Source organism: Streptomyces canus 299MFChir4.1, assembly GCF_000383615.1.
In the GTDB taxonomy this organism is placed as follows: Bacteria; Actinomycetota; Actinomycetes; order Streptomycetales; family Streptomycetaceae; genus Streptomyces; species Streptomyces canus_C.
Genome location: NZ_KB911590.1, coordinates 163176 through 185679, shown reverse-complemented (window position 1 = coordinate 185679; position 22504 = coordinate 163176). Strand labels below are relative to the sequence as shown.

Annotated in this window: 16 protein-coding genes; 9 read left to right on the top strand and 7 right to left on the bottom strand. The window is 70.8% G+C overall.

Annotation, left to right across the window (positions count from 1 at the left end):
• Positions 1-24: 24 nt before the first annotated feature.
• Both H293_RS0122035 and rpsA read right to left on the bottom strand, forming a co-directional pair.
• Positions 25-963: a PAC2 family protein gene (locus H293_RS0122035; RefSeq protein ID WP_028808082.1), complete on the bottom strand. Its 939-nt coding sequence runs from the start codon at positions 961-963 to the stop codon at positions 25-27.
• Between the two features lie 276 nt (positions 964-1239).
• Positions 1240-2748 carry a 30S ribosomal protein S1 gene (gene rpsA, locus H293_RS0122030; protein ID WP_020120009.1) on the bottom strand — a complete coding sequence of 503 codons (1509 nt, stop codon included), beginning with the start codon at positions 2746-2748 and terminating at the stop codon, positions 1240-1242.
• Between the two features lie 316 nt (positions 2749-3064).
• On the opposite strand from rpsA, the gene H293_RS0122025 reads away from it, so the two are divergent.
• The gene (locus H293_RS0122025) at positions 3065-3961 is read left to right on the top strand and encodes a class I SAM-dependent methyltransferase (RefSeq protein WP_028808081.1); all 897 of its coding nucleotides are present in this window, start codon (positions 3065-3067) and stop codon (positions 3959-3961) included.
• A 38-nt stretch (positions 3962-3999) separates the two neighbouring features.
• Positions 4000-6474 (top strand): ATP-dependent helicase HrpB, encoded by a 2475-nt coding sequence (gene hrpB, locus H293_RS0122020; RefSeq protein ID WP_020120007.1) that lies wholly within the window; start codon positions 4000-4002, stop codon positions 6472-6474.
• Here the strand turns inward: hrpB and pgfA are convergent.
• The 3 genes from pgfA to H293_RS0122005 all read right to left on the bottom strand — a co-directional run bounded on the left by pgfA (position 6464) and on the right by H293_RS0122005 (position 9484).
• On the bottom strand, positions 6464-7447 hold the full coding sequence (gene pgfA, locus H293_RS0122015; RefSeq protein WP_020120006.1) for a cell envelope lipid trafficking protein PgfA: 984 nt from the start codon (positions 7445-7447) through the stop codon (positions 6464-6466). The genes hrpB and pgfA overlap by 11 nt on opposite strands.
• Before the next feature lie 16 nt (positions 7448-7463).
• Positions 7464-7598, bottom strand: coding sequence for an SPW_0924 family protein (locus tag H293_RS49825; RefSeq protein ID WP_106968376.1), 135 nt, complete (start codon positions 7596-7598; stop codon positions 7464-7466).
• 146 nt (positions 7599-7744) lie between these two features.
• On the bottom strand, positions 7745-9484 hold the full coding sequence (locus tag H293_RS0122005) for a lytic transglycosylase domain-containing protein (protein WP_020120004.1): 1740 nt from the start codon (positions 9482-9484) through the stop codon (positions 7745-7747).
• A 308-nt stretch (positions 9485-9792) separates the two neighbouring features.
• Between H293_RS0122005 and H293_RS0122000 the strand changes: the two genes are divergently transcribed.
• A complete protein-coding gene (locus tag H293_RS0122000) occupies positions 9793-10638 on the top strand; it encodes a DUF4184 family protein (RefSeq protein ID WP_020120003.1) in 846 nt (281 codons plus the stop codon).
• On the opposite strand, the gene H293_RS0121995 is transcribed toward H293_RS0122000, so the two are convergent.
• Complete coding sequence (locus H293_RS0121995) at positions 10571-11017, bottom strand: hypothetical protein (RefSeq protein WP_028808080.1); 447 nt, start codon at positions 11015-11017, stop codon at positions 10571-10573. The genes H293_RS0122000 and H293_RS0121995 overlap by 68 nt on opposite strands.
• Positions 11018-11554: 537 nt before the next feature.
• Positions 11555-14284 carry a DNA polymerase I gene (polA, locus tag H293_RS0121990; protein WP_020120002.1) on the bottom strand — a complete coding sequence of 910 codons (2730 nt, stop codon included), beginning with the start codon at positions 14282-14284 and terminating at the stop codon, positions 11555-11557.
• Positions 14285-14452: 168 nt separating this feature from the next.
• On the opposite strand from polA, the gene H293_RS0121985 reads away from it, so the two are divergent.
• From H293_RS0121985 to H293_RS0121960, 6 genes are all read left to right on the top strand, one after another.
• A complete protein-coding gene (locus tag H293_RS0121985) occupies positions 14453-16747 on the top strand; it encodes an FdhF/YdeP family oxidoreductase (protein ID WP_020120001.1) in 2295 nt (764 codons plus the stop codon).
• 52 nt (positions 16748-16799) lie between these two features.
• Positions 16800-17261 (top strand): PaaI family thioesterase, encoded by a 462-nt coding sequence (locus tag H293_RS0121980; RefSeq protein ID WP_020120000.1) that lies wholly within the window; start codon positions 16800-16802, stop codon positions 17259-17261.
• 259 nt (positions 17262-17520) lie between these two features.
• Positions 17521-18207 (top strand): hypothetical protein, encoded by a 687-nt coding sequence (locus H293_RS0121975; RefSeq protein WP_020119999.1) that lies wholly within the window; start codon positions 17521-17523, stop codon positions 18205-18207.
• Between the two features lie 226 nt (positions 18208-18433).
• Positions 18434-19660 carry a branched-chain amino acid ABC transporter substrate-binding protein gene (locus H293_RS0121970; RefSeq protein WP_020119998.1) on the top strand — a complete coding sequence of 409 codons (1227 nt, stop codon included), beginning with the start codon at positions 18434-18436 and terminating at the stop codon, positions 19658-19660.
• Positions 19661-19794: 134 nt separating this feature from the next.
• A complete protein-coding gene (locus tag H293_RS0121965; RefSeq protein WP_020119997.1) occupies positions 19795-20724 on the top strand; it encodes a branched-chain amino acid ABC transporter permease in 930 nt (309 codons plus the stop codon).
• Between the two features lie 5 nt (positions 20725-20729).
• Positions 20730-22499 (top strand): branched-chain amino acid ABC transporter permease, encoded by a 1770-nt coding sequence (locus H293_RS0121960; protein ID WP_051138141.1) that lies wholly within the window; start codon positions 20730-20732, stop codon positions 22497-22499.
• The last annotated feature ends 5 nt before the right edge of the window (positions 22500-22504 follow it).

Here is a 22504-nt window from a genome sequence, read left to right as displayed (position 1 = left end):
GGAAGCCTAGACGCTCCTCGCGGGTCAGTTGTCGCCTTCCCGTTCGGCCAGGAAGCGCTCGAACTCCATCCCGATCTCGTCCGCCGACGGAATCTCCACGGGCTCGGCGAGCATGTTGCCCCTGGTCTCCGCGCCGGCCGCCGCGTCGTACTGGTGCTCGAGACCCTGGACCAGGGCCACGAGGTCCTCGTCGCCCTCCTGGATCTGGCGGTCGATCTCGGTCTGGGTGCGATGGGCGTCGGTGCGCAGGGCGTGGGCGATGCCGGGCAGGACCATGCCGGTGGCGGCCGTGATGGCCTCCAGGACGGTCAGGGCGGCGTCCGGGTAGGGCGAGCGCGCGATGTAGTGCGGGACGTGGGCCGCGACGCCCAGGACGTCGTGACCGGCCTCCATGAGCCGGTACTCGACCAGGGCTTCGGCGCTGCCGGGCACCTGGGCCTCCTCGAAGGGGCTGCGGTGGCCGGGGACGAGGTCGTGGCGGTTGCCGTGCGGGGTGAGGCCCACGGGGCGGGTGTGCGGAACGCCCATGGGGATGCCGTGGAAGTTCACGGACAGCCGGACGCCGAGTCGTTCCACGATCTGCTGGACGGCGGCGGCGAAGCGCTCCCACTCCACGTCCGGCTCCGGGCCGGACAGCAGCAGGAAGGGCGCTCCGGTGGCGTCCTGGACGAGCCGCACGTCGATCGTGGGCTCCTCGTACTCCGTCCAGCGGTCGCGCTTGAAGGTGAGCAGCGGACGGCGGGCGCGGTAGTCCACGAGCCGGTCGTGGTCGAAACGCGCCACGACCTGGTTCGGCAACGAGTCGAGCAGGCGGCCGACGATCTGGTCACCGGTCTCGCCCGCGTCGATGTATCCGTCGAAGTGGTAGAGCATGACCAGGCCTGCCGACTCCTGGGCGAGAGCCATGTCGACAACGGCGAGGCCCTTGGGCTCCCATGTGTACAAACCCTGCGGATCAAGCACAGTGACCGCTCCTCCTCGTGTTCGTACACATCAACGCCCCCTGGAGCAGGGGCATTCCCACCCGGGCCCCTGATCAGCCACATCCGGGGCCCTTTTCATGGCGGGCCCGAAGCGCAACGCGCCCCGAAGGGGCGCGGGGACCTGCGCGCCGAGCCCCCACCGGCCGGGCAGCCGAACACCACAAGCGAGGACAACACAAAGCGAGGACAACACAGAGGGGCCGCACCTCGAAAGGTACGGCCCCTCAGTTACCGGCTAAGCCTCAGCGGCAAGCGGTCAGCTCTGGCCACCGGCGAGCTTCTCGCGAAGCGCGGCGAGCGCCTCGTCGGAAGCCAGCGCACCGGAGGTGTCCGCACCCTCGGAGGAGTACGAACCGCCACCGCCACCGCCACCCGCGGCCGGAGCAGCGCCCGCGGCGTCCCCGCCCTCGGCGGCAGCAGCCGCGTCGGCCTCGCGGGACTTGATGACCTGCTGCTGGTGCTGCTCGAAGCGGGTCTGCGCCTCGGCGTACTGGTTCTCCCACACCTCACGCTGGGACTCGTAACCCTCGAGCCAGTCGTTGGTCTCGGGGTCGAAGCCCTCGGGGTAGATGTAGTTGCCCTGGTCGTCGTACGACGCGGCCATGCCGTACAGGGTCGGGTCGAACTCGACCGAGGCCGGGTCGGAACCGAAGGCCTCGTTGGCCTGCTTCAGCGAGAGGCTGATGCGGCGGCGCTCGAGGTCGATGTCGATGACCTTGACGAAGATCTCGTCGTTGACCTGGACGACCTGCTCCGGGATCTCCACGTGGCGCTCGGCCAGCTCGGAGATGTGGACCAGACCCTCGATGCCCTCGTCCACGCGGACGAACGCACCGAACGGAACCAGCTTCGTGACCTTGCCGGGCACGACCTGGCCGATCTGGTGGGTGCGGGCGAACTGCTGCCACGGGTCTTCCTGCGTCGCCTTCAGCGACAGGGAGACACGCTCGCGGTCCATGTCGACGTCGAGGACCTCGACGGTGACTTCCTGGCCGACCTCGACAACCTCGGAGGGGTGGTCGATGTGCTTCCAGGACAGCTCGGAGACGTGGACCAGACCGTCGACGCCACCCAGGTCCACGAAGGCACCGAAGTTGACGATCGAGGAGACCACACCGGAGCGGACCTGACCCTTCTGGAGGGTCGTGAGGAACGTCTGGCGAACCTCGGACTGGGTCTGCTCGAGCCAGGCGCGGCGGGACAGGACCACGTTGTTGCGGTTCTTGTCCAGCTCGATGATCTTCGCCTCGAGCTCCTTGCCCACGTAAGGCTGGAGGTCGCGAACACGGCGCATCTCGACGAGGGAGGCCGGCAGGAAGCCACGGAGGCCGATGTCGAGGATGAGACCACCCTTGACGACCTCGATGACGGTACCGGTGACGATGCCGTCTTCTTCCTTGATCTTTTCGATCGTGCCCCAGGCACGCTCGTACTGAGCGCGCTTCTTGGACAGGATCAGACGGCCTTCCTTGTCCTCCTTCTGGAGAACAAGGGCCTCGATCTCATCGCCCACGGCGACGACCTCGTTGGGGTCGACGTCGTGCTTGATGGAGAGCTCGCGGCTCGGGATAACGCCTTCGGTCTTGTAACCGATGTCGAGCAGGACCTCGTCCCGGTCGACCTTCACGATGACGCCGTCGACGATGTCGCCGTCGTTGAAGTACTTGATCGTCTCGTCGATCGCGGCGAGGAAGGCTTCCTCGTTACCGATGTCGTTGACCGCTACCTGCGGAGTGGTAGAGGTGGTCTCGGTGCTGCTCGTCATGTGGGAAAGGGCTCCGGTACGGACAGTGAGTCGTAGGTACTGCTTACGCCGGGAGCCTGTTTCGCTCTGAAGAAGCCGGACAGCCAAGGAAGCGCCACACAAAACCACTGGTGGCGCCTCGACAACCGAGGGGACATACAACAGATGCGAGCGCAGCCTGCTACGTCTGAGGAGCGCAGGCCCGCAGCGCAACTTGTAGCATACGGGGGCAGCCGGACAGGGTCAATGCGCGAAGGCGCACACCCGGGGCGGATCGCCGCATACCCGGCACAAAACCTGTCTCACGAGGCCACGTGCGCGTGACGGCGCCCCATTTCTGACGGCCGTCGCGACGGCCGTCAGACGGAAGAGCCCGCAGACTAATACGAGGGAGCCGATCATCCAAGAGCCCGCATCACACCCGCAGGAGTCAGGGCCGGACGCCGACTCGCAGGCCACCCGCCGTGACGCGGACGTCACGGAGAGCGCCCGCGCCAACCGTGGCTGGTGGGACCGCAACGCGGACGAGTACCAGATCGAGCACGGCACGTTCCTCGGCGACGACCGCTTCGTATGGAGCCCCGAGGGCCTCGACGAGGTGGAGGCCGAGCTGCTGGGCCCGCCCGAGGACCTCAAGGGCAAGGACATCCTGGAGATCGGCGCCGGCGCCGCCCAGTGCGCGCGCTGGCTGGCCGAGCAGGGCGCCCGCCCGGTCGCCCTCGACATCTCGCACCGCCAGCTCCAGCACGCCCTGCGCATCGGCGCGTCGTTCCCCCTGGTGTGCGCCGACGCGGGCGCGCTCCCCTTCGCGGACGGCTCCTTCGACCTGGCCTGCTCGGCGTACGGCGCGCTGCCGTTCGTCGCCGAGCCGGTACTCGTCCTGAAGGAGGTGCGCCGCGTCCTGCGCCCGGGCGGCCGCTTCGTCTTCTCCGTCACCCACCCCATTCGCTGGGCCTTCCCGGACGAGCCCGGCCCCGAGGGCCTGTCCGTCTCCGCCTCCTACTTCGACCGCACGCCCTACGTCGAGCAGGACGAGGAGGGCCGCGCGGTCTACGTCGAGCACCACCGCACGATCGGCGACCGGGTCCGTGACGTGGTCGCGGGCGGCTTCCGCCTGGTCGACCTGGTGGAGCCGGAGTGGCCGGTCTGGAACACCTCGGAGTGGGGCGGCTGGTCCCCGTTGCGCGGCGGCCTGATCCCGGGCACCGCGATCTTCGTGTGTGAACGGGACTGACGCGCGAGGGCGTCGGGCGGCCGTACGACACTAGGGACGTGATCCGTTACGACGCCCTGGACGCCCTTCCCGTACGCAGTGCCCTGTCCGCGCTGGGCGACGCCCTGGACGGGCACGGCACGGCGGTCCTCGTGGCACCGCCGGGCACCGGCAAGACGACCCTCGTCCCGCTGGTGCTCGCGGGCCTGCTGGATTCCGGCGCGCCCGCGCGGAAGGTCGTCGTCGCCGAACCCCGCCGGATCGCCGCCCGAGCGGCGGCCCGGCGGATGGCGTGGCTGCTGGGCGAGCAGGTCGGCGAGAGCGTCGGCTACACCGTGCGCGGCGAGCGGGTGGTCGGACGGCACGCGCGCGTGGAGGTCGTCACCACGGGTGTGCTGCTCCAGCGGCTCCAGCGCGACCAGGAGCTGACGGGCGTCGACGTGGTGGTGCTCGACGAGTGCCACGAGCGGCATCTCGACGCGGACACGACGGCGGCCTTCCTGTGGGACGTGCGGCAGACGCTGCGGCCGGAGCTGCGCCTGGTGGCCGCGTCCGCGACGACCGACGCGCAGGGGTGGGCGCGGTTGCTGGGCGACGCGCCCGTGGTCGAGGCGGAGGGCGTCTCGCATCCGGTGGAGGTCGTGTGGGCACCGCCGGCGCGTCCGGTGCGCCCGCCGCACGGCATGCGGGTCGATCCCGCGCTGCTCACGCACGTGGCGTCGGTCGTACGACGGGCGCTGTCCGAGCGGGACGGGGACGTGCTGTGCTTTCTGCCCGGCGTGGGCGAGATCGCGCGCTTGGCCGGGCAGTTGGGCGGCCTCGGTGGCGTCGAGGTGCTCCAGGTGCACGGGCGGGCGCCGGCGGCCGTGCAGGACGCGGTGCTAATGGGCGGGGAGCGGCGCCGGGTGGTGCTCGCGACCGCCGTGGCCGAGTCGTCCCTGACCGTGCCGGGGGTGCGGGTGGTCGTCGACTCGGGGCTCGCGCGGGAGCCGCGCGTCGACCACGCGCGCGGGCTGAGCGCGCTCGCGACCGTGCGGGCCTCGCAGGCCGCCGGGCGGCAGCGGGCGGGGCGGGCCGGGCGGGAGGCGCCGGGTGCGGTGTACCGGTGCTGGGCGGAGGCCGAGGACGTCCGGCTGCCGCGTTTCCCGTCGCCGGAGATCAAGGTGGCCGACCTGACGGCGTTCGCGTTGCAGGTGGCCTGCTGGGGCGATCCGGACGCGTCCGGCCTCGCCCTGCTGGATCCGCCGCCGGGCGGGGCGATGGCGGCCGCGCGGGACGTGCTGACGGCCGTGGGGGCGGTGGACACGGACGGCCGGGCGACCGCGCGCGGCGCGCGGCTGGCCCGCCTGGGCCTGCATCCCCGGCTGGGCCGGGCGCTCCTGGACACCTCGGGCGCGGGCGCCGAGGCGGTCGCGCTGCTGTCGGAGGAGCCGCCGCGGCAGTACGGCGACGACCTGGCGGCCGCCGTGCGGACCGCGCGCCGGGGCGGCGACGCCTACGCGGGGCGGTGGCGGTCGGAGGTGCGGCGGCTGCGCTCCGCCTCGGCGGAGTTCACCGAGTCGGCCGCGGTGAACGACGGTCTCGTCGCCGCCCTCGCCTTCCCCGAACGGGTCGCCAAGGCCGACTCGGGCTCCTATCTCATGGCGTCCGGCACCCGCGCCGAACTCTCCGACGGCTCCCCGCTGCGGGGCTCGCCCTGGCTCGCTGTGGCCGTGGCCGACCGGCCCGTGGGAAAGGGGCACGCGCGGGTGCAGCTCGCCGCCGTGATCGACGAGGACACCGCCCGGTCGGCGGCCGCGTCCCTGTACTCCGAGCGCCAGGAGGTGCACTGGGCCGACGGGGACGTCGTGGCACGCCGGGTCGAGCGGCTCGGAGCGATCGAACTCGCGGTACGGCCCCTCAAGGACGCCGACCCCGTCCTCGTACGCGAGGCCCTTCTCGAAGGGCTCCGCCAGGAAGGGCTACGGCTGCTGCGATGGACGCCCGACGCGGACGTCCTGCGCCAGCGGCTCGCGTTCCTGCACCACCACCTCGGCGACCCGTGGCCCGACGTCTGCGAGGACGCGCTCCACGCGCGCGTGGACGAATGGCTGGAGCCCGAGCTGAGCCGCGCCCGGCGCCGTACCGACCTGGCGCGCATCGACGCCGGACAGGCGCTGCGAAGGCTGCTGCCCTGGGCCTCGGGCGAGGCCGCGCGGCTGGACGAGCTGGCGCCGGAGCGGATGGCCGTACCGAGCGGGTCCAGGGTCCGGATCGACTACAGCACCCCCGAACAGCCCGTCCTCGCGGTGAAGTTGCAGGAGATGTTCGGGCTCCAGGAGTCGCCGCGGATTGCCGGCGTGGCCCTCCTCGTCCATCTTCTGTCCCCCGCCGGGCGCCCCGCCGCGGTCACCGCCGACCTGGCCTCCTTCTGGAAGGACGGCTACCGGGGCGTCCGGGCGGAGCTGCGCGGCCGGTACCCGAAGCATCCGTGGCCCGAGGACCCGGCGGGCGCCGAGCCGACGCGGTACACCAACGCGCGGCTCAGGCGCTGACCGGTTCGGGTTCGTCGACCGTCGCGGGGGCCGGGCGGCGGCCACGGGCCTCCAGCCACAGCGACGACGCCAGCAGCAGGACGCCCAGGATGAGGAAGCCCCACGGCAGGTACGAGGTCATGAGCAGGACGAGGGTGCGGTTGGACTTGACCAGGTCGACGGTGTTCCGGATGTAGTCCTCGCGCATCTTCACGTCGCCGGCGAAGACCGTCACCTTGTCGCGGCCGCCGAGCAGGGTGCCGCCGCGCAGTTCCTCCTTGTGGAGTTCCTCGCCGTAGACGGGGGCCCCGGTGAGGGGTTCGACCCAGAACTTGCGGATCGTGGTGTACCAGCGGGTGGTGCCGGTCCTGGCGATGGACTGGGGGGTGATGCCCTGGACCGGCATGGTCTTCGGGAAGGGCACCTTGGTCCAGGGGATGGTCTGCTCGAAGTAGTAGACGTCGAGGCCGCGGAAGTTCCGGGTGCCCTCGTAGTGGATGGGGGCCGAGGTGCGGGCCTGGGCGTCGAAGTAGACGTAGTCCCGTTTCTCGGTGAGGAAGGGCCACTTGAACTCGATGCCCGCACGCTTCACAGGGTCGCCGTCGACCATCTCGCCGGTGGCGTGGACGGGGTCCTGGGTGTGGGCGTCGAAGATGTAGCGCTCGGGGATCTTGGAGACCATCTTGCCGTCGGGCCCGACGACGTAGGACAGCCCGTCCCAGACGACGACGTCCTTCCCGGCCGTCTTCTCGATCTTCTCCGAGGCCTCAACGTTGCCCTTGAGGGTCTGCACGATGGTCACCTTGGAGACCTTCTTCGCGGTCATCGAGCCGTAGTCGATGAGGGTCGCGTCCTTGGCCTCCAGGACCATGTCCTGGTACTGGTTCGCGGGGATCTTGGCGAGGCGCGGGAAGGCGTACCAGCGCAGCAGCGGGGACAGCGCCGCGAAGAACACGGCGAGGGCGAGCAGGACCAGGCTGGTCTTGCGGCGCATCTCGGCCTCCCGGGGGTCACGGGTGCGCGGGCACCGTGGTCAGCAGCGGCTTCGGGGACGTCTTGCCGGTCGGCGTGCCGAGAGCGGTGAGGGTGAGGACCAGCGCGAACGCGAGGGCGAGACCGGTCGCGGCGGCGATCAGGGCACGCATGTCCACCTCCCGGCACAGGAACTGATACATCGTCAGGTCCGGCACCGTAGCAACGGGCGGGCGAGATGAGAACAGCTCGCGCACGGCGAAGGGCGCCCTGTCCGCCGTAGCGGAAAGGACGCCCTTCGAAAGGGTGGGGCCGGTGTCTACGAACTCGCGCTGGGGCTCGGCGACGGGCTCGCCGAAGTGTCGGCGGCGGCCGCCACGGTCAACGTCACGTCGAGCGTCGCGCCGCCCGCGGTGGTGATGCGGAGCAGGAAGGTGCCGGTGGTGTCGTCGGCGTAGAGCTGCGGCAGCTTCAGCAGGCCGTCCGCGTCCGTGGTGAGGGCCGTCAGGGTGCGGACGGTCTTGCCGTCGGCGTCCTTGAAGTAGGGGCCCTTGTCGTTCTCGGTCGCGTCGTCGGCCGACTTGATCAGGGTGGCGGTGGCGCCGACCTTGTCGGCGACCGCGTCCTTGTAGGTGGCCTTGACCTGGACCGCGTCGGCGAACTGTCCGCCCGGGGTGCAGGTCAGCGCGGTGTCGCTGGTGCGCACGAGGGTGTCGGCGACGCGCTGGGTCACGGTGGCCGGGTAGTCCGGGCCGGTGACGGTACGGCCGATGAGGGTGGCGCGGACCGTGAAGGCGCCGGTGGTATCGCCCGCCTGGAGCGCGGGCGCGGTGGCCACGCCGGAGCTGTCGGTCAGCGCGGTGGCGACCTTCTCGCCGCCGGTGAAGGTGGCGTCGGTGTCGCCGACGATCGTGAACCGGATCCGGACCTTGGCGACACCCTTGCCGGCGGCGTTCTCGGCCTTGGTGCTGATCTTCTCGGCGAACGCGTCGCCCGCCATGGCGGTGAGCTTCGCGGTGCCCGAGTCCTCCAGGTGATCCACGGACTGGGTGGGGGTGGCCGGAGGGGACGAGGGCGGAGTGGTGGGGGTCCCCGACGAGGGCGGGGTGGTCGACGGCGGGGTCGGGCGCGGCGAGCCGGGCGTGCTCGGCTTCGACGGGTGGTGCGGCGCGCTCGGAGTCGAGGGCAGGGACGGCGAGATGGTCGAGCCGCCGCCGGTCCCGCCGTCACTGCGGTTGCCCGGGACGGTGCCGGTGCCGTCGGGGATCTCGTGGGTGCCCTTGCGGTAGTACTCCAGCCACGAAAGGACCGTGTTCACGTAGTGCCGCGAGGGGTTGTAGCTGAGGATCGCGCGGTCCAGGTCGCCGCTGTCCGACAGGTCCCAGTCGTAGCGGCACAGGTAGTGACCGGTGGCGAGAGCGGCGTCGTAGATGTTGTTCGGGTCCTTCACCCCGTCGCCGTTGCCGTCACGGCCGGCCCACGCCCAGGTGGACGGGATGAACTGCATGGGCCCGACGGCCGAGTCGTAGGCGGTGTCGCCGTCGTAGGCACCGTTGTCGGTGTCCTTGATGAGCTCGAAGCCGTTGCCGTCGAGCTGCGGGCCGAGGATCTTGGAGGTGGTGGTGCCGTCCGCGTCGACCCGGCCGCCGCGGGCCTGGCCCGACTCGACCTGGCCGATGGCGGCGAGCAGTTGCCAGGGCAGATTGCAGCCGGGCTTGGACTCCTGCAGTTCGGCCGCGGCCTTCTTGTAGGCGTCCAGGACGGTCGCGGGTATGCCCGCCTCGGACTCGACCGGAGAGACGGTGGAGGTGCCGTCGGTCGGCGCGGGGCTCGGGGTGTTCAGCGGCGGCAGGTCCGTGTAGTACGGCGAGTTGCCGGTCGCGCCGCTGTCCTCGGCGGTCGCGTCGGGAGAGGGCTGGGCGTCGGCGGCGGTGGATCTGCCGTGGTCGTCGACCGTGGCCCCCGGGGCCTGGGAGGCGGACAGTGCCGCGACCGCGGCCGCGGCCACGGCGGTGGTCACCGCTCCCTTGCGCAGCCTCCTGCCGAATTGCGCCGCCATAAAGTGAACCCCTCCTGTGGACGCCTGAGCGCCCTTCTCCGTCTGTCGCTCTCGTCCCGTTGAGACAGTCGAACCGCCCTTGAGGTTGCCCCTGTGACGCGCGGTAATTCCTGAGTCGCACGTTCGCCCGAGCTCCCCAGCGCGGTGACCCGTGTGACCCTACGACAACTTCCTTTCCTCGGACACCGGTTCGTGCCCGGTATTCACCGGTTGGCCATGTTCCATCGGTGCGGGCCCGCGTCGCCCATACTGGACGGCACCGATCACCCGGGCCGCCGCCCGGCCAACACCCGCCACGAGGAGCCCCGTTGCCGTTCACCCTGAGCCATGCGGCGGCGGTACTGCCCGCGGTGCGCGCCGACGGAACGGGCCGGGGCCGACTGGTTCCGGCCGTCCTCGTGGCCGGATCCTTCGCGCCGGACATGACCTATTACGCGGCAAGTGTCGTGCCCGGGGCGATGGAGTTCGGCACCGTCACGCACTCCTTTCCGGGCGTCTTCACGATCGACGTGCTCGTCGCCTGGGCGCTGGTGTGGCTGTGGCTGCTGCTGCGGGAGCCGCTCGTGGCCCTGCTGCCACGGGGGCGACAGGGCACAGTGGCGACACTCCTGCGCTGCGGCACGCCACGCGCACGCGTGCGTACGCCACTGGCCGCGCGCTGGTACGCCTCCGCCGCCGTCGGAGCGCTGACCCATGTCGTGTGGGACGCGTTCACGCATCACGACCGGTGGGGGATGCGACTCTTCCCCGCCCTGGGCAGGCAGGTGGCCGGCTCCCCTCTCTACTGGTACCTCCAGTACGGCGGTTCGGCGCTGGCCGCGGTGGTCATCACCGCGTTCTGCCTGCACGCGCTGCGCCGGGCACCCGCGGCGGCCGAGCCGTCCGGTGTCCCCGTTCTGTCGGCGCGGGACAGATGGTCGGCCGTCACCGTGATCGGCGGGTGCATGACGCTGGCCGCACTGCAACGGGCCTCGCGGTGGTGGGCGTACTGGGGCTCCACCGCGAAGCCCTGGGAACTGATCCCGGCCCTCTGCTTCGGCGCGGGCGCCGGCCTGGTGCTCGGGGTACTGCTGTACGCCGCGGGCGTCAGGCTGTGGCGCCCGGCCCCGGTGTCCGACGCCCGGGAAGAGACCGGTCTCCCGCTCGCTCGCTGACGGCGTCCGCGGCCGCGACGAACACCGTCATGGTGGGCATCGGACGGGATCGGGGCAGCAGAGTGAGGGCGAGCGAGAGATAACTGAGCGCCAGCTCGGCCCACCGCTCTACGGCGTCCCGGTCGCGGCGGGTGACGCGGTGCCGTAGCTCCGCGGCGGCGCGCCGCAGCCCTCTGCCGACGCGGACCTGGATGCGGGGGCCTGCCGCCCTGGCTCGCGCCCTGCGCAGCCGTGTCGCCAGGTCGAAGGGAATGCGGGCGGTGCTTGCGGTGGCCGCGTGGGCCGGAACCGGGGGACGTACGGACGGGGCCTTCCCGGCGTACACCGGTGCCTGCGTCCGTCCGGGGGCCGCCCAGCGGTGAAGCATGCGTATACCCATGACGGCATCCTGGCCGGGGGGCGGGGCGAGGGCGCGGGCTGGGGTCCACGCGAGTGACGAACGCTGCGCTGGGCTTGGGCGGGGCGCCTAGGGGGTGCCGGGTTCGGTTGTTTGGCGGGTGCGGGCCGGTGGGGGCTGGTCACGCAGTTCCCCGCGCCCCTAGGGGTTGCAGTCGCCCCGGCCAGGATGGACCGTTCGCCACCTCACGCGCCGCGACGGTCCATCCGGCAGCCCTCGCGCCTCGGGGGACCGCGCGCCCCGATGGGCCGGTAGCCGCGTACGGCGGGCAGGGGACGGGGTGGGGGGTGTCCGCCCGCAGCGGCCGACGTCCGTCACCGAGCCCTGTTGAAGCAGCGGAACCGCCGAACCGAGGACGGACACCCCCCACCCCGGCCCCGACCCCAAACCACACCGCACGCGCTACACAAGCCCCCACCGGGCCCGCAGCTGCGCCGCAGGCATCCAGGGGCGCGGGGAACTGCGCAAAAACGCCCACCCCCACCGAACCCGCACAAGACACCGCCCAACCGCCGGAGGCTAGTGCGCTGCGGACTCCCAGTCCGCCCCATCCCCCACCGACACCCCCAACGGCACCCGCAGATCCACCGCGTCCGACATCTCCCGCCGCACAATCTCCTCCGCGACCCCCCGCTCCCCCGGCGCAATCTCCAGCACGATTTCGTCGTGGACCTGGAGCAGCATGCGCGAGGCGAGCCCGGCGTCCCGCAGCGCCCCGTCCACCTTCAGCATCGCGATCTTGACGATGTCCGCCGCCGTCCCCTGGATCGGCGCGTTGAGCGCCATCCGCTCGGCCGCCTCACGCCGCTGACGGTTGTCGCTGTTGAGGTCGGGCAGATACCGCCGGCGCCCGAAGAGCGTCGCCGTGTACCCGGTGGCCCGCGCCTCGTCGACGGCCCGCCGCAGATAGTCCCGCACCCCGCCGAACCGCTCGAAGTACGCGTCCATCAACGCCCGCGCCTCCCCCGCCTCGATGTTCAGCTGCTGCGAGAGCCCGAACGCGGACAACCCGTACGCCAGCCCGTACGACATCGCCTTGATCTTCCGCCGCATCTCCGCGTCGACCGCACCGGGCTCGACCGCGAACACCTGCGACGCGGCCGTGGTGTGCAGGTCCTCCCCCGAGGTGAACGCCTCGATGAGCCCCGCGTCCTCGGAGAGGTGGGCCATCACCCGCAGCTCGATCTGGCTGTAGTCCGCGGTCATGAGGGACTCGAAGCCTTCCCCCACCACGAACCCGCGCCGGATCGCCCGCCCCTCGTCGGTGCGGACCGGGATGTTCTGGAGGTTGGGATCCGTGGACGACAGCCGGCCCGTCGCCGCGACCGTCTGGTTGAACGTCGTATGGATACGGCCGTCCGCGGCGATCGTCTTGATCAGGCCCTCGACGGTCACCCGCAGCTTGGCCTGCTCACGGTGCCGGAGCATGATCACCGGCAGTTCGTTGTCCGTCTGGGTCGCCAGCCACGCGAGCGCGTCGGCGTCCGTCGTGTACCCGGTCTTCGTCTTCTTCGTCTTCGGCAGGCCGAGCTCGCCGAAGAGGACTTCCTGGAGCTGCTTGGGCGAGCCGAGGTTGAACTCGTGCCCGGCCGCCGCGTGCGCCTCCTTCACGGCCTGCTGGACCGCCCCGGCGAACATCTGCTCCATGGCTTCCAGGTGGGCCAGGTCGGCCGCGATGCCGTGCCGCTCCATGCGGGCGAGCAGGGCGGAGGTGGGCAGTTCCATGTCCCGCAGCAGGTCCGCGGCCCCGACCTCGGCCAGGCGGCCCTCGAAGGCCGAGCCCAGATCGAGCACGGCCCGCGCCTGGACCATCAGCGCCTCGGCCTCGGCTCCGTCGTCCGTGCCGAAGGCGAGCTGCCCGTCGGCCGCGGCCGGGGGCGCCAGCTCCCGGCCCAGGTACTCCAGCGACAGCGCGTCCAGGTCGAAGGACCGGCGCCCCGGCTTGACGAGGTACGCGGCGAGCGCGGTGTCCATGGTGACGCCGACGACGCTCCAGTCGTGCTCGGCGAAGACCCGCATGGCGCCCTTGGCGTTGTGCAGCACCTTGGGCCGCTCGGCGTCGGCGAGCCAGGCGACCCACGCCCTCTCGTCGGCCTCGTCCAGCTCGGACGGGTCGAACCAGGCGGCCGCCCCGTCGGCCGCGGCGAGCGCGACCTCGGCGACCGAGCCGGTGCCCAGACCCCAGGTGTCGACGGTGGCGACACCGAGGGGCTGCCGCGCGCCGTGCTCGGCGAGCCAGCCGGCCAGCTCACCGGTGCCGAGCACCGTGCCGTCCACCGCCACGCCGGGCGCGGCGACCGGGGCCCCCTCGGCCTCCTCTGCGCCCGGGTCGACGGCCAGGAGCCGCTCCCGCAGGGAGGGGTTCCTGATCTCCAGGGTGTCGAGGATCATCGCGAGCGACTTGCGGTCGTACGGGGCGCGCTCCAGGTCGATGACCGTCTTCGGCAGCTCCACCGTGCGCACCATCTCGGTGAGGCGGCGGTTGAGCTTGACGGACTCCAGGTGGTCGCGGAGGTTCTGCCCGGCTTTGCCCTTGACCTCCTCGACGCGCTCGACCAGCTCGGCGAACGAGCCGAACTGGTTGATCCACTTCGCGGCGGTCTTCTCGCCGACGCCGGGGATGCCGGGGAGGTTGTCGGACGGGTCGCCGCGCAGGGCCGCGAAGTCGGGGTACTGGGCGGGCGTCAGACCGTACTTCTCGAAGACCTTCTCCGGGGTGAACCGGGTCAGCTCCGAGACGCCCTTCGTCGGGTACAGCACGGTGGTGTGCTCGGAGACCAGCTGGAAGGAGTCGCGGTCGCCGGTGACGATCAGCACGTCGAAGCCCTCGGCCTCGGCCTGGGTGGCGAGCGTGGCGATGACGTCGTCGGCCTCGAAGCCGTCGATCGCGAAGCGCGAGACGTGCATCGCGTCGAGGAGCTCACCGATCAGCTCGACCTGGCCCTTGAACTCGTCCGGGGTCTTGGAGCGGTTGGCCTTGTACTCCGTGAACTCCTCGGAACGCCAGGTCTTGCGGGACACGTCGAAGGCCACCGCGAAGTGCGTGGGCTCCTCGTCGCGCAGGGTGTTGGCCAGCATCGACGCGAAGCCGTAGATCGCGTTCGTCGGCTGGCCGGTCGCGGTCGTGAAGTTCTCCGCGGGCAGCGCGAAGAACGCGCGATAGGCCAGCGAGTGCCCGTCCATGAGCATCAGGCGCGGGCGGCTGCCGCCGGGGCTGTTGTCGGTCTTCTTCGCTGCTGTCTCTGCCACGCCCCCGATCCTGCCACGCCCCACTGACAGTCAGACCCGCCCGCCGCCGACGGCGCGGAAGCCGCAACCTCTGCCGTCGTCTCTCCCGAACCCGGCAAACCCCGCTGTCACCGGCGCGTGCGAGGATCGGAGACGTACCTCACAGGTGTGTGCGAAGGAGAGAGTCCGATGGCCACGAAGCCGCCCAAGGGTGATCCGGTTCAGGACGCTCCCCAGGTCACCGACCCGAAACACGCGGCGGCGGGACTGCCCGCCATCGGCCACACCCTGCGGATCGCGCAGCAGCAGATGGGCGTGAAGCGCACCGCGCTGACCCTGCTGCGCGTCAACCAGAAGGACGGCTTCGACTGCCCCGGCTGCGCCTGGCCGGAGCCCGAGCACCGGCACGCGGCCGAGTTCTGCGAGAACGGCGCGAAGGCGGTCGCCGAGGAAGCCACCCTGCGCCGGATCACCCCCGAGTTCTTCGCCGCGCACCCCGTCGCCGACCTCGCCACCAGGAGCGGCTACTGGCTCGGCCAGCAGGGGCGGCTCACCCATCCCATGTACGTCCCCGAGGGCGGCACCCACTACGAGCCGGTGACCTGGGAGCGCGCCTTCGACATCATCGCCGAGGAGATCGCCGCCCTCGACTCCCCCGACGAGGCCGTCTTCTACACCTCGGGCCGCACCAGCAACGAGGCCGCGTTCCTGTACCAGCTCTTCGCCCGCGAGCTCGGCACGAACAACCTGCCGGACTGCTCCAACATGTGCCACGAGTCGTCCGGTTCGGCGCTCAGCGAGACCATCGGCATCGGCAAGGGCAGCGTCCTGCTCGACGACCTCTACCAGGCCGACCTGATCATCGTCGCCGGGCAGAACCCGGGAACCAACCACCCCCGCATGCTCTCCGCGCTGGAGAAGGCCAAGGCGAACGGCGCGAAGATCATCAGCGTCAACCCGCTGCCCGAGGCCGGCCTAGAGCGCTTCAAGAACCCGCAGACCCCGCAGGGCATGGTCAAGGGCGCCGCCCTCACCGACCTGTTCCTGCAGATCCGCATCGGCGGCGACCAGGCCCTGTTCCGCCTCCTCAACAAGCTGATCCTTCAGACGGACGGGGCCGTCGACGAGGCCTTCGTCCGCGAACACACCCACGGCTACGAGGAGTTCGCCGAGGCCGCCCGCGCCGCCGACTGGGACGAGACGCTCACCGCGACCGGCCTGTCCCGGCAGGAGATCGAGGAAGCCCTCGCCATGGTCCTCGCCTCCGAGCGGACCATCGTCTGCTGGGCCATGGGCCTCACCCAGCACAAGCACTCCGTGCCGACCATCCGCGAGGTGGTCAACTTCCTCCTCCTGCGCGGCAACATCGGCCGCCCCGGCGCCGGCGTCTGCCCGGTCCGCGGCCACTCCAACGTGCAGGGCGACCGCACCATGGGCATCTTCGAGCGCCCCGCGCCCGCCTTCCTGGACGCCCTGGAGAAGGAGTTCGGCTTCGCCCCGCCGCGTGAGCACGGCTTCGACGTGGTGCGCGCGATCCGCGCCCTGCGCGACGGCGAGGCCAAGGTCTTCTTCGCCATGGGCGGCAACTTCGTCTCCGCCTCCCCCGACACCGAGGTCACCGAGGCCGCCATGCGGCGTGCCCGGCTGACCGTGCACGTGTCGACCAAGCTCAACCGCTCGCACGCGGTCACGGGCGCGCGTGCCCTGATCCTGCCCACCCTCGGCCGCACCGAGCGCGACCTCCAGGTCGGCCCGAATGGGAAAAGCACAGAGCAGTTCGTGACCGTCGAGGACTCCATGGGCATGGTGCACGCCTCCCGGGGCCGCCTGGAGCCCGCGAGCGGCCAACTGCTCTCCGAGCCCGCCATCGTGTGCCGGCTGGCCCGCCGGGTCCTCGGCGAGGAGAGCCGGGTGCCGTGGGAGGAGTTCGAGAAGGACTACGCCACCATCCGCGACCGCATCGCCCGCGTGATCCCCGGCTTCGAGGACTTCAACGCGCGCGTGGCCCGCCCCGGCGGCTTCACCCTGCCGCACGCCCCGCGCGACGAGCGCCGCTTCCCCACCGCCACCGGCAAGGCCAACTTCACCGCCGCGCCCGTCGAGTACCCCGAGCTGCCCGAGGGCCGGCTGCTGCTGCAGACGCTGCGCTCGCACGACCAGTACAACACCACGATCTACGGCCTCGACGACCGCTACCGGGGCATCAAGAACGGCCGCCGGGTGGTCCTGGTCAACCCCGAGGACGCCGACCGGCTCGGCCTCGCCGACGGGTCGTACGTCGACCTCGTCAGCGAGTGGAAGGACGGCGTGGAGCGGCGGGCCACCGGGTTCCGGGTCGTGCACTACCCGACCGCACGGGGATGCGCGGCCGCGTACTACCCCGAGACCAACGTCCTGGTGCCGCTGGACGCCACCGCCGACACCAGCAACACCCCGGCCAGCAAGTCCGTCGTCGTGCGTCTGGAACAATCGGCAACCGACTGAGCGTTTGCTCAGCGCAGACAGTCGTAGCGACCAGGACGAACGGAGCCCGCCCATGGGTGAGCAGCAGCACGCCACGTTCCCTCAAGAGGTCATCGACGAGTACGCGGCGCTCGGCGTCGACCTCGTCGCCATGTTCTCCGCCGGGCACCTGGGCACCCGCATGGGCGTGCAGATCGTCGAGGCCTCGGCGGACCGGGTCGTCGGCACCATGCCCGTCGAGGGCAACACCCAGCCGTACGGCCTGCTGCACGGAGGCGCCTCCGCCGTGCTCGCCGAGACGCTGGGCTCCGTCGGCTCCATGCTGCACGCCGGCAGCTCCAAGCTCGCGGTGGGGGTGGACCTGAACTGCACCCACCACCGCGGGGTGCGCTCGGGACTGGTGACCGGAGTGGCCACACCGGTGCACCGGGGACGCTCCACCGCGACCTACGAGATCGTGATCAGCGACGAGGACGGGCGCCGCGTCTGCACCGCCCGCCTGACCTGCCTCCTGCGAGACGCCCCCGGCCGCTAGAAGCCGCCCCGGGGGGCTGGGCCGGCATCGCGGCACCGACCCACCCCTCCGGGGTGCCGCCGCCCCCTGCCGGCCCCTTCCGCCCGCCCGGACAGCCTGGACGGGACACCTCCGGCCGCATGAGACTGGCCGGCGGACCAGTCGGCATCACTCGGCTCGCCCGCTCCCGCACCGCCTCCCGCCCTCGCTCCGTTCCCGCCGGCAGACCCCGGTCCGTCACCGACTGGGCACGGCCCCCCGACTCCCCTACCGTTCTCCCATGACCGGTATCGGCCCCGTCGAGCCCGTCGAGTCCCCCGAGCGCGGGGAGAGTTACGACGTCATCGGTGCCGACGGGCCCCGGCTGACGGACCGTTGGAGCGTGTGGTGGCGCGGCCTGCCGCCGCGGGTCCGCAGGGCCACCCTGGCCGCCACCGCGATCACCCTGCTCGCGGCCGGAGTTCTGGTCCCCCGCGCCCTCTCCGAGGACCAGCACCCCCAGCCGGACCGCGCCCCCGTCCCCTGGCCCGCCAACGTCACCGCCTGGCGGTACCTCGGGCCCGCCGGCCTCCCCGAACCCCCCGGCACCCACCCCACCAGCGGCCGCTTCCGCTTCGCCGTCAACGTCGGCAGCGGGCCCCCCGTCACCCTCCAGGTCACCGGCGCCGCCTTCACCGGCCTCACCGCCCACGCCCTGCCCGACGCCTTCACCGTCCACCCCGGCACGACACGCCTCGTCACCGTGGAGATAACGGTTTCCGACTGCTCGGGTCTGCCCCTGAGTGCCGACCTACCCTTTCTTGACGTAACGCTCCGTAACACGCGCGCAATACAACATCACAGCTTCATCTTCGGCCGGGCGTACTCCCGCGACCTTTTCCGGCTCCTTCGGGGCGCCTGCGCCACGAGATCCGCGCCACAGCCCGGACGGCCAAGCGGAAGTGCAGGTTCTCAAAATGCGGACTGAGGGGATATTCCGCCAAACCGGTTGAGAGCCCCCACGGCGGAAGCCCGCCATCCATCACGTCATAACAAGAAAGTCACAAGCCCGCACACAGCGATGCCCCTGCCTGCACACCGGGCTTAGAGTCACGGCCAGTCACCGCTCCATCGGGAGTTCGGTAAAGCGCGGGCACCAGTCGCACCCATCAGGGCGCGCGAGCCTGCGGAAAGGAATGATTGTGCGACGTTCCATGGTGATCCTGACCTCCGTCATGGCGACGGGGGCTCTCACACTCACCGCCTGCGGCTCCCGTGACGACAAGGGCGGCGACAGCAACGGCGGGGGTGGCACCACCCTCACGATCGGCGTGGACGCCCCGCTCTCCGGCGAGAACTCCACCACCGGTCTCGGCATCCAGTACGGCGCCCAGATCGCCGTCGACGACGCCAACAAGAACAAGCTCGTCCCCGGGGTCACCTTCAAACTGAAGGCCTTCGACGACAAGGCGCAGCCGGCCACCGGCCAGTCCAACGCCACCACCATCACCGGTGACAAGACCGCCGTCGGCGCCGTCGGCCCCCTGAACTCCGGCGTCGCCCAGTCGATGCAGCAGGTGTTCGCCTCGGCCAACATGGTCCAGATCTCCCCCTCGAACACCAACCCCGAGCTGACCCAGGGCAAGAACTGGCAGACGGACAAGAAGCGGCCGTACAAGACGTACTTCCGCACCGCCACCACCGACGAGCTCCAGGGCAGCTTCGCCGCCGACTACGCGTACAACGGCCTCAAGAAGAAGAGCGTCTACGTCGTCGACGACAAGCAGACCTACGGCGCCGGCCTCGCCAAGATCTTCACCGAGCAGTTCAAGAAGCTCGGCGGCAAGGTCGTCGGCACCGACCACATCAACACCGGCGACAAGGACTTCGGCTCCCTCGTCACCAAGATCAAGAACGCCAAGGCCGACCTGCTCTACTACGGCGGCCAGTACGACGAGTCCTCGCTGATCACCAAGCAGCTCAAGGGCGCCGGCGTCAAGATCCCGCTCTTCGGCGGCGACGGCATGTTCGCCTCCACCTACATCGAGACCGCGGGCGCCACCTCCGAAGGCGACCTCGCGACCGCCGTCGGCGTCCCCGCCGACACCCTGCCCGCGGCCAAGACCTTCGTCGAGACCTACAAGTCCAAGGGCTACAAGGGTGACTACGGCGCCTACGGCGCGTACTCGTACGACGCCGCCACCGCCATCATCAAGGCCGTGAAGGCCGCCGTCGACGCCAACTCGGGCAAGGTCCCCAGCGACATCAACGCCCTGCGCTCCTCCGTCGTCGACGGTGTCCAGAAGTCCGACTTCGAAGGCATCTCCGGCAAGGTCGCCTTCGATCAGTACGGTGACACCACCAACAAGCAGCTCACCGTCTACCAGGTCACCAAGGGTGCGTGGAAGGCTGTGAAGACCGGCACCGCCGACCTCGGCTAGTCCAGGCCCAGCAGCACACAGCGACACCACTCACGGGCCGCGCGGGAGGGGACCCCGACCGCGCGGCCCTTGCCACACCCCACCCCGGCACGCCAAACGTGCACACGACCACCAGCGACAATGGAGGCCACGCGGTGAACACCCTGCCGCAGCAGCTGGCCAACGGGCTGCTTCTAGGCTCGATGTACGGGCTCATCGCCATCGGCTACACGATGGTGTACGGCATCGTCCAGCTCATCAACTTCGCGCACGGCGAGATCTTCATGACCGGCGCCTTCGGCGCCTTCACGGTCTACTTCTACATCCTCCCCGACGGCACCTCGATGGCCCTCGCCGTCCCCCTGATGCTGATCGGCGGCGGCATCGTCGCCATCCTCATCGCCGTCGGAGCGGAACGGTTCGCCTACCGGCCCCTGCGCGGAGCCCCACGGCTCGCACCGCTCATCACCGCGATCGGCCTCTCCCTGGCCCTCCAGGAAGTCGTCCGCAACTTCTACCCGCACGCGGACCGCGCCGTCGCCTTCCCCGGCCTCGACGCCACCCACGACATCGGCTCCATCACCATCAAGGACGCCGACATCTTCCTGATCGTCGCCGCGATCGTCTGCATGTCCGCCCTCGCCTTCTTCGTCCGCAAGTCCCGCACCGGCCGCGCCATGCAGGCCACCGCCCAGGACCCGGACACCGCACAGCTCATGGGCATCGACACCAACCGCATCATCGTGATCGCCTTCGCCATCGGCGGCTTCTTCGCCGCCGTCGCCGCCGTCGCCTACGGCATGAAATACGGCAGCATCGACTACCGCATGGGCTTCCTGATGGGCCTCAAGGCCTTCACCGCAGCGGTCCTCGGCGGCATCGGCAACATCTACGGCGCCATGCTCGGCGGCCTCGTCCTCGGCGTCGCCGAGACCCTCGCCTCCGCCTACATCGACGACATCCCCGGCATGCACCTCTTCGGCGGCGGCTCCTGGAAGGACGTCTGGGCCTTCTGCCTGCTCATCATCGTCCTCCTCGTCAGGCCACAAGGCCTGCTCGGCGAACGCGTAGCGGACAGGGCGTGATCACGATGACCGACACCACCACCCGCGGCCTGATCCCCCTGCCCCTCCCCGCGGCCCGCGCACTCCTCCTCGCCGGAGGCATCGCCACCGCCGCCTCCGCCTTCCTCGCCTGGACCTGGACCAGCGAGTTCCCCGGCGACCTCACCATCAGCGGCTACCCCGGCGGCCTCCAGTGGCTCACCTTCATCGCCGGCCTCCTCACCACCGTGTTCGCGCTCGCGGCCTACGACATCCGCGGCCTGCGCGGACTCATCCCCGCCCGCAACAACGCCCCCCTCGTGCTCACCGCACTCGGCGGCTTCGGCGTCACCTGGTACACGGTCGTCTCGATCGCCGCCGAACTCGGCGGACTCGCCAACCTCGAACCGGGCGGCTGGGTCGCGGCCATCGCCTCCCTCCTCCCCGTCATCGGCGCCTTCGCCCTCCCCGAGCCCCGCACCGCGAGCGCCAAGGGCAACCTCAAGGCCTACCTCGCCAAGCCCGACGGCATCCCCGCCCCCGCACCCCTCAGCCCCTGGGTCGAGCGCGCGATCATCACCGTCGCCACCATCGTCGGCCTGGCCGTCTTCACCTACGGCATCGACACCGAGTACGGCGAACTCTTCGTCGGCTACCTCATCGTCGTCGTCTTCGCCGTCTGGGCGATGCACACCGCCGGCCTCAACGACCGCTTCTCCCGCATCGTCGCCCGCAACCGCAGCTTCACGCTCGCCATGGGCTTCGCCGCGGCCATCGCGTTCCCCTTCACCCAGACCAACGACCACTACGCCAACATCGGCGTCAACATCCTGATCTTCGGGACCGTCGCCCTGGGCCTCAACATCGTCGTCGGCCTCGCCGGCCTCCTCGACCTCGGATACGTCGCCTTCCTCGGCGTCGGCGCCTACACCGCCGCCCTCGTCTCCGGCTCCGAGTTCTCCCGCTTCTCCGGCGTCCACTTCCCCTTCTGGGCCGCCGCCCTCACCGGCGCCGCCGCATCGCTCGTCTTCGGCGTCCTCATCGGCGCCCCCACCCTGCGACTGCGCGGCGACTACCTCGCCATCGTCACCCTCGGCTTCGGAGAGATCTTCCGCATCGCCGTCAACAACCTGGACGGCGACTCCGGCCCCGACCTCACCAACGGCCCCAACGGCATCCCGGCCATCCCCGACCTCAAGTTCTTCGGGTTCAACCTCGGCGACGCCCACGACATAGCAGGCTTCACCCTCGGCCGCTTCGCCAACTACTACCTGCTCATGGTGCTGATCATGGCCATCGTGGTCCTGGTCTACACCCGCGCAGCCGACTCCCGCATCGGCCGCTCCTGGATCGCCATCCGCGAGGACGAGACCGCCGCCACCGCCATGGGCATCAACGGCTTCCGCGTCAAGCTCATCGCCTTCGCCCTCGGCGCCACCCTCGCCGGCCTCGCCGGCACCGTCAGCGCCCACGTCACCTACAGCGTCGTCCCGACGCCGTACCAGTTCGCGGGCTCGACACCCCCCAACTCGGCCTTCCTCCTCGCCGCGGTCGTCCTCGGCGGCATGGGCACGGTCGCAGGCCCCATCCTCGGCGCGGCACTGCTCTACCTGCTGCCCGAGAAGCTGGTGTTCCTCCAGGACAAGTCGCTGCTGGCCTTCGGCATCGCCCTCATCCTGCTGATGCGCTTCCGCCCCGAAGGCATCATCGCCAACCGCCGACGCCAACTCGAATTCCACGAGACCGGCCAACTCGACGTACCGGAAACAACAACGCTGACCGGCGAACCCGCAGCCGTCACCAAGGCGGGGGCGTGAGCACC

Excerpts from the sequence above, each read along its gene's own strand:
- pgfA (WP_020120006.1), bottom strand. The coding sequence starts at position 7,447 with ATGCGCCGCAAGACCAGCCTGGTCCTGCTCGCCCTCGCCGTGTTCTTC.
- H293_RS0121985 (WP_020120001.1), top strand. The coding sequence starts at position 14,453 with ATGGCCACGAAGCCGCCCAAGGGTGATCCGGTTCAGGACGCTCCCCAG.
- H293_RS0121980 (WP_020120000.1), top strand. The coding sequence starts at position 16,800 with ATGGGTGAGCAGCAGCACGCCACGTTCCCTCAAGAGGTCATCGACGAG.
- rpsA (WP_020120009.1), bottom strand. The coding sequence starts at position 2,748 with ATGACGAGCAGCACCGAGACCACCTCTACCACTCCGCAGGTAGCGGTC.
- H293_RS0121995 (WP_028808080.1), bottom strand. The coding sequence starts at position 11,017 with ATGGGTATACGCATGCTTCACCGCTGGGCGGCCCCCGGACGGACGCAG.
- H293_RS0121970 (WP_020119998.1), top strand. The coding sequence starts at position 18,434 with ATGGTGATCCTGACCTCCGTCATGGCGACGGGGGCTCTCACACTCACC.
- H293_RS0122005 (WP_020120004.1), bottom strand. The coding sequence starts at position 9,484 with ATGGCGGCGCAATTCGGCAGGAGGCTGCGCAAGGGAGCGGTGACCACC.
- H293_RS49825 (WP_106968376.1), bottom strand. The coding sequence starts at position 7,598 with ATGCGTGCCCTGATCGCCGCCGCGACCGGTCTCGCCCTCGCGTTCGCG.
- H293_RS0121960 (WP_051138141.1), top strand. The coding sequence starts at position 20,730 with ATGACCGACACCACCACCCGCGGCCTGATCCCCCTGCCCCTCCCCGCG.
- H293_RS0121975 (WP_020119999.1), top strand. The coding sequence starts at position 17,521 with ATGACCGGTATCGGCCCCGTCGAGCCCGTCGAGTCCCCCGAGCGCGGG.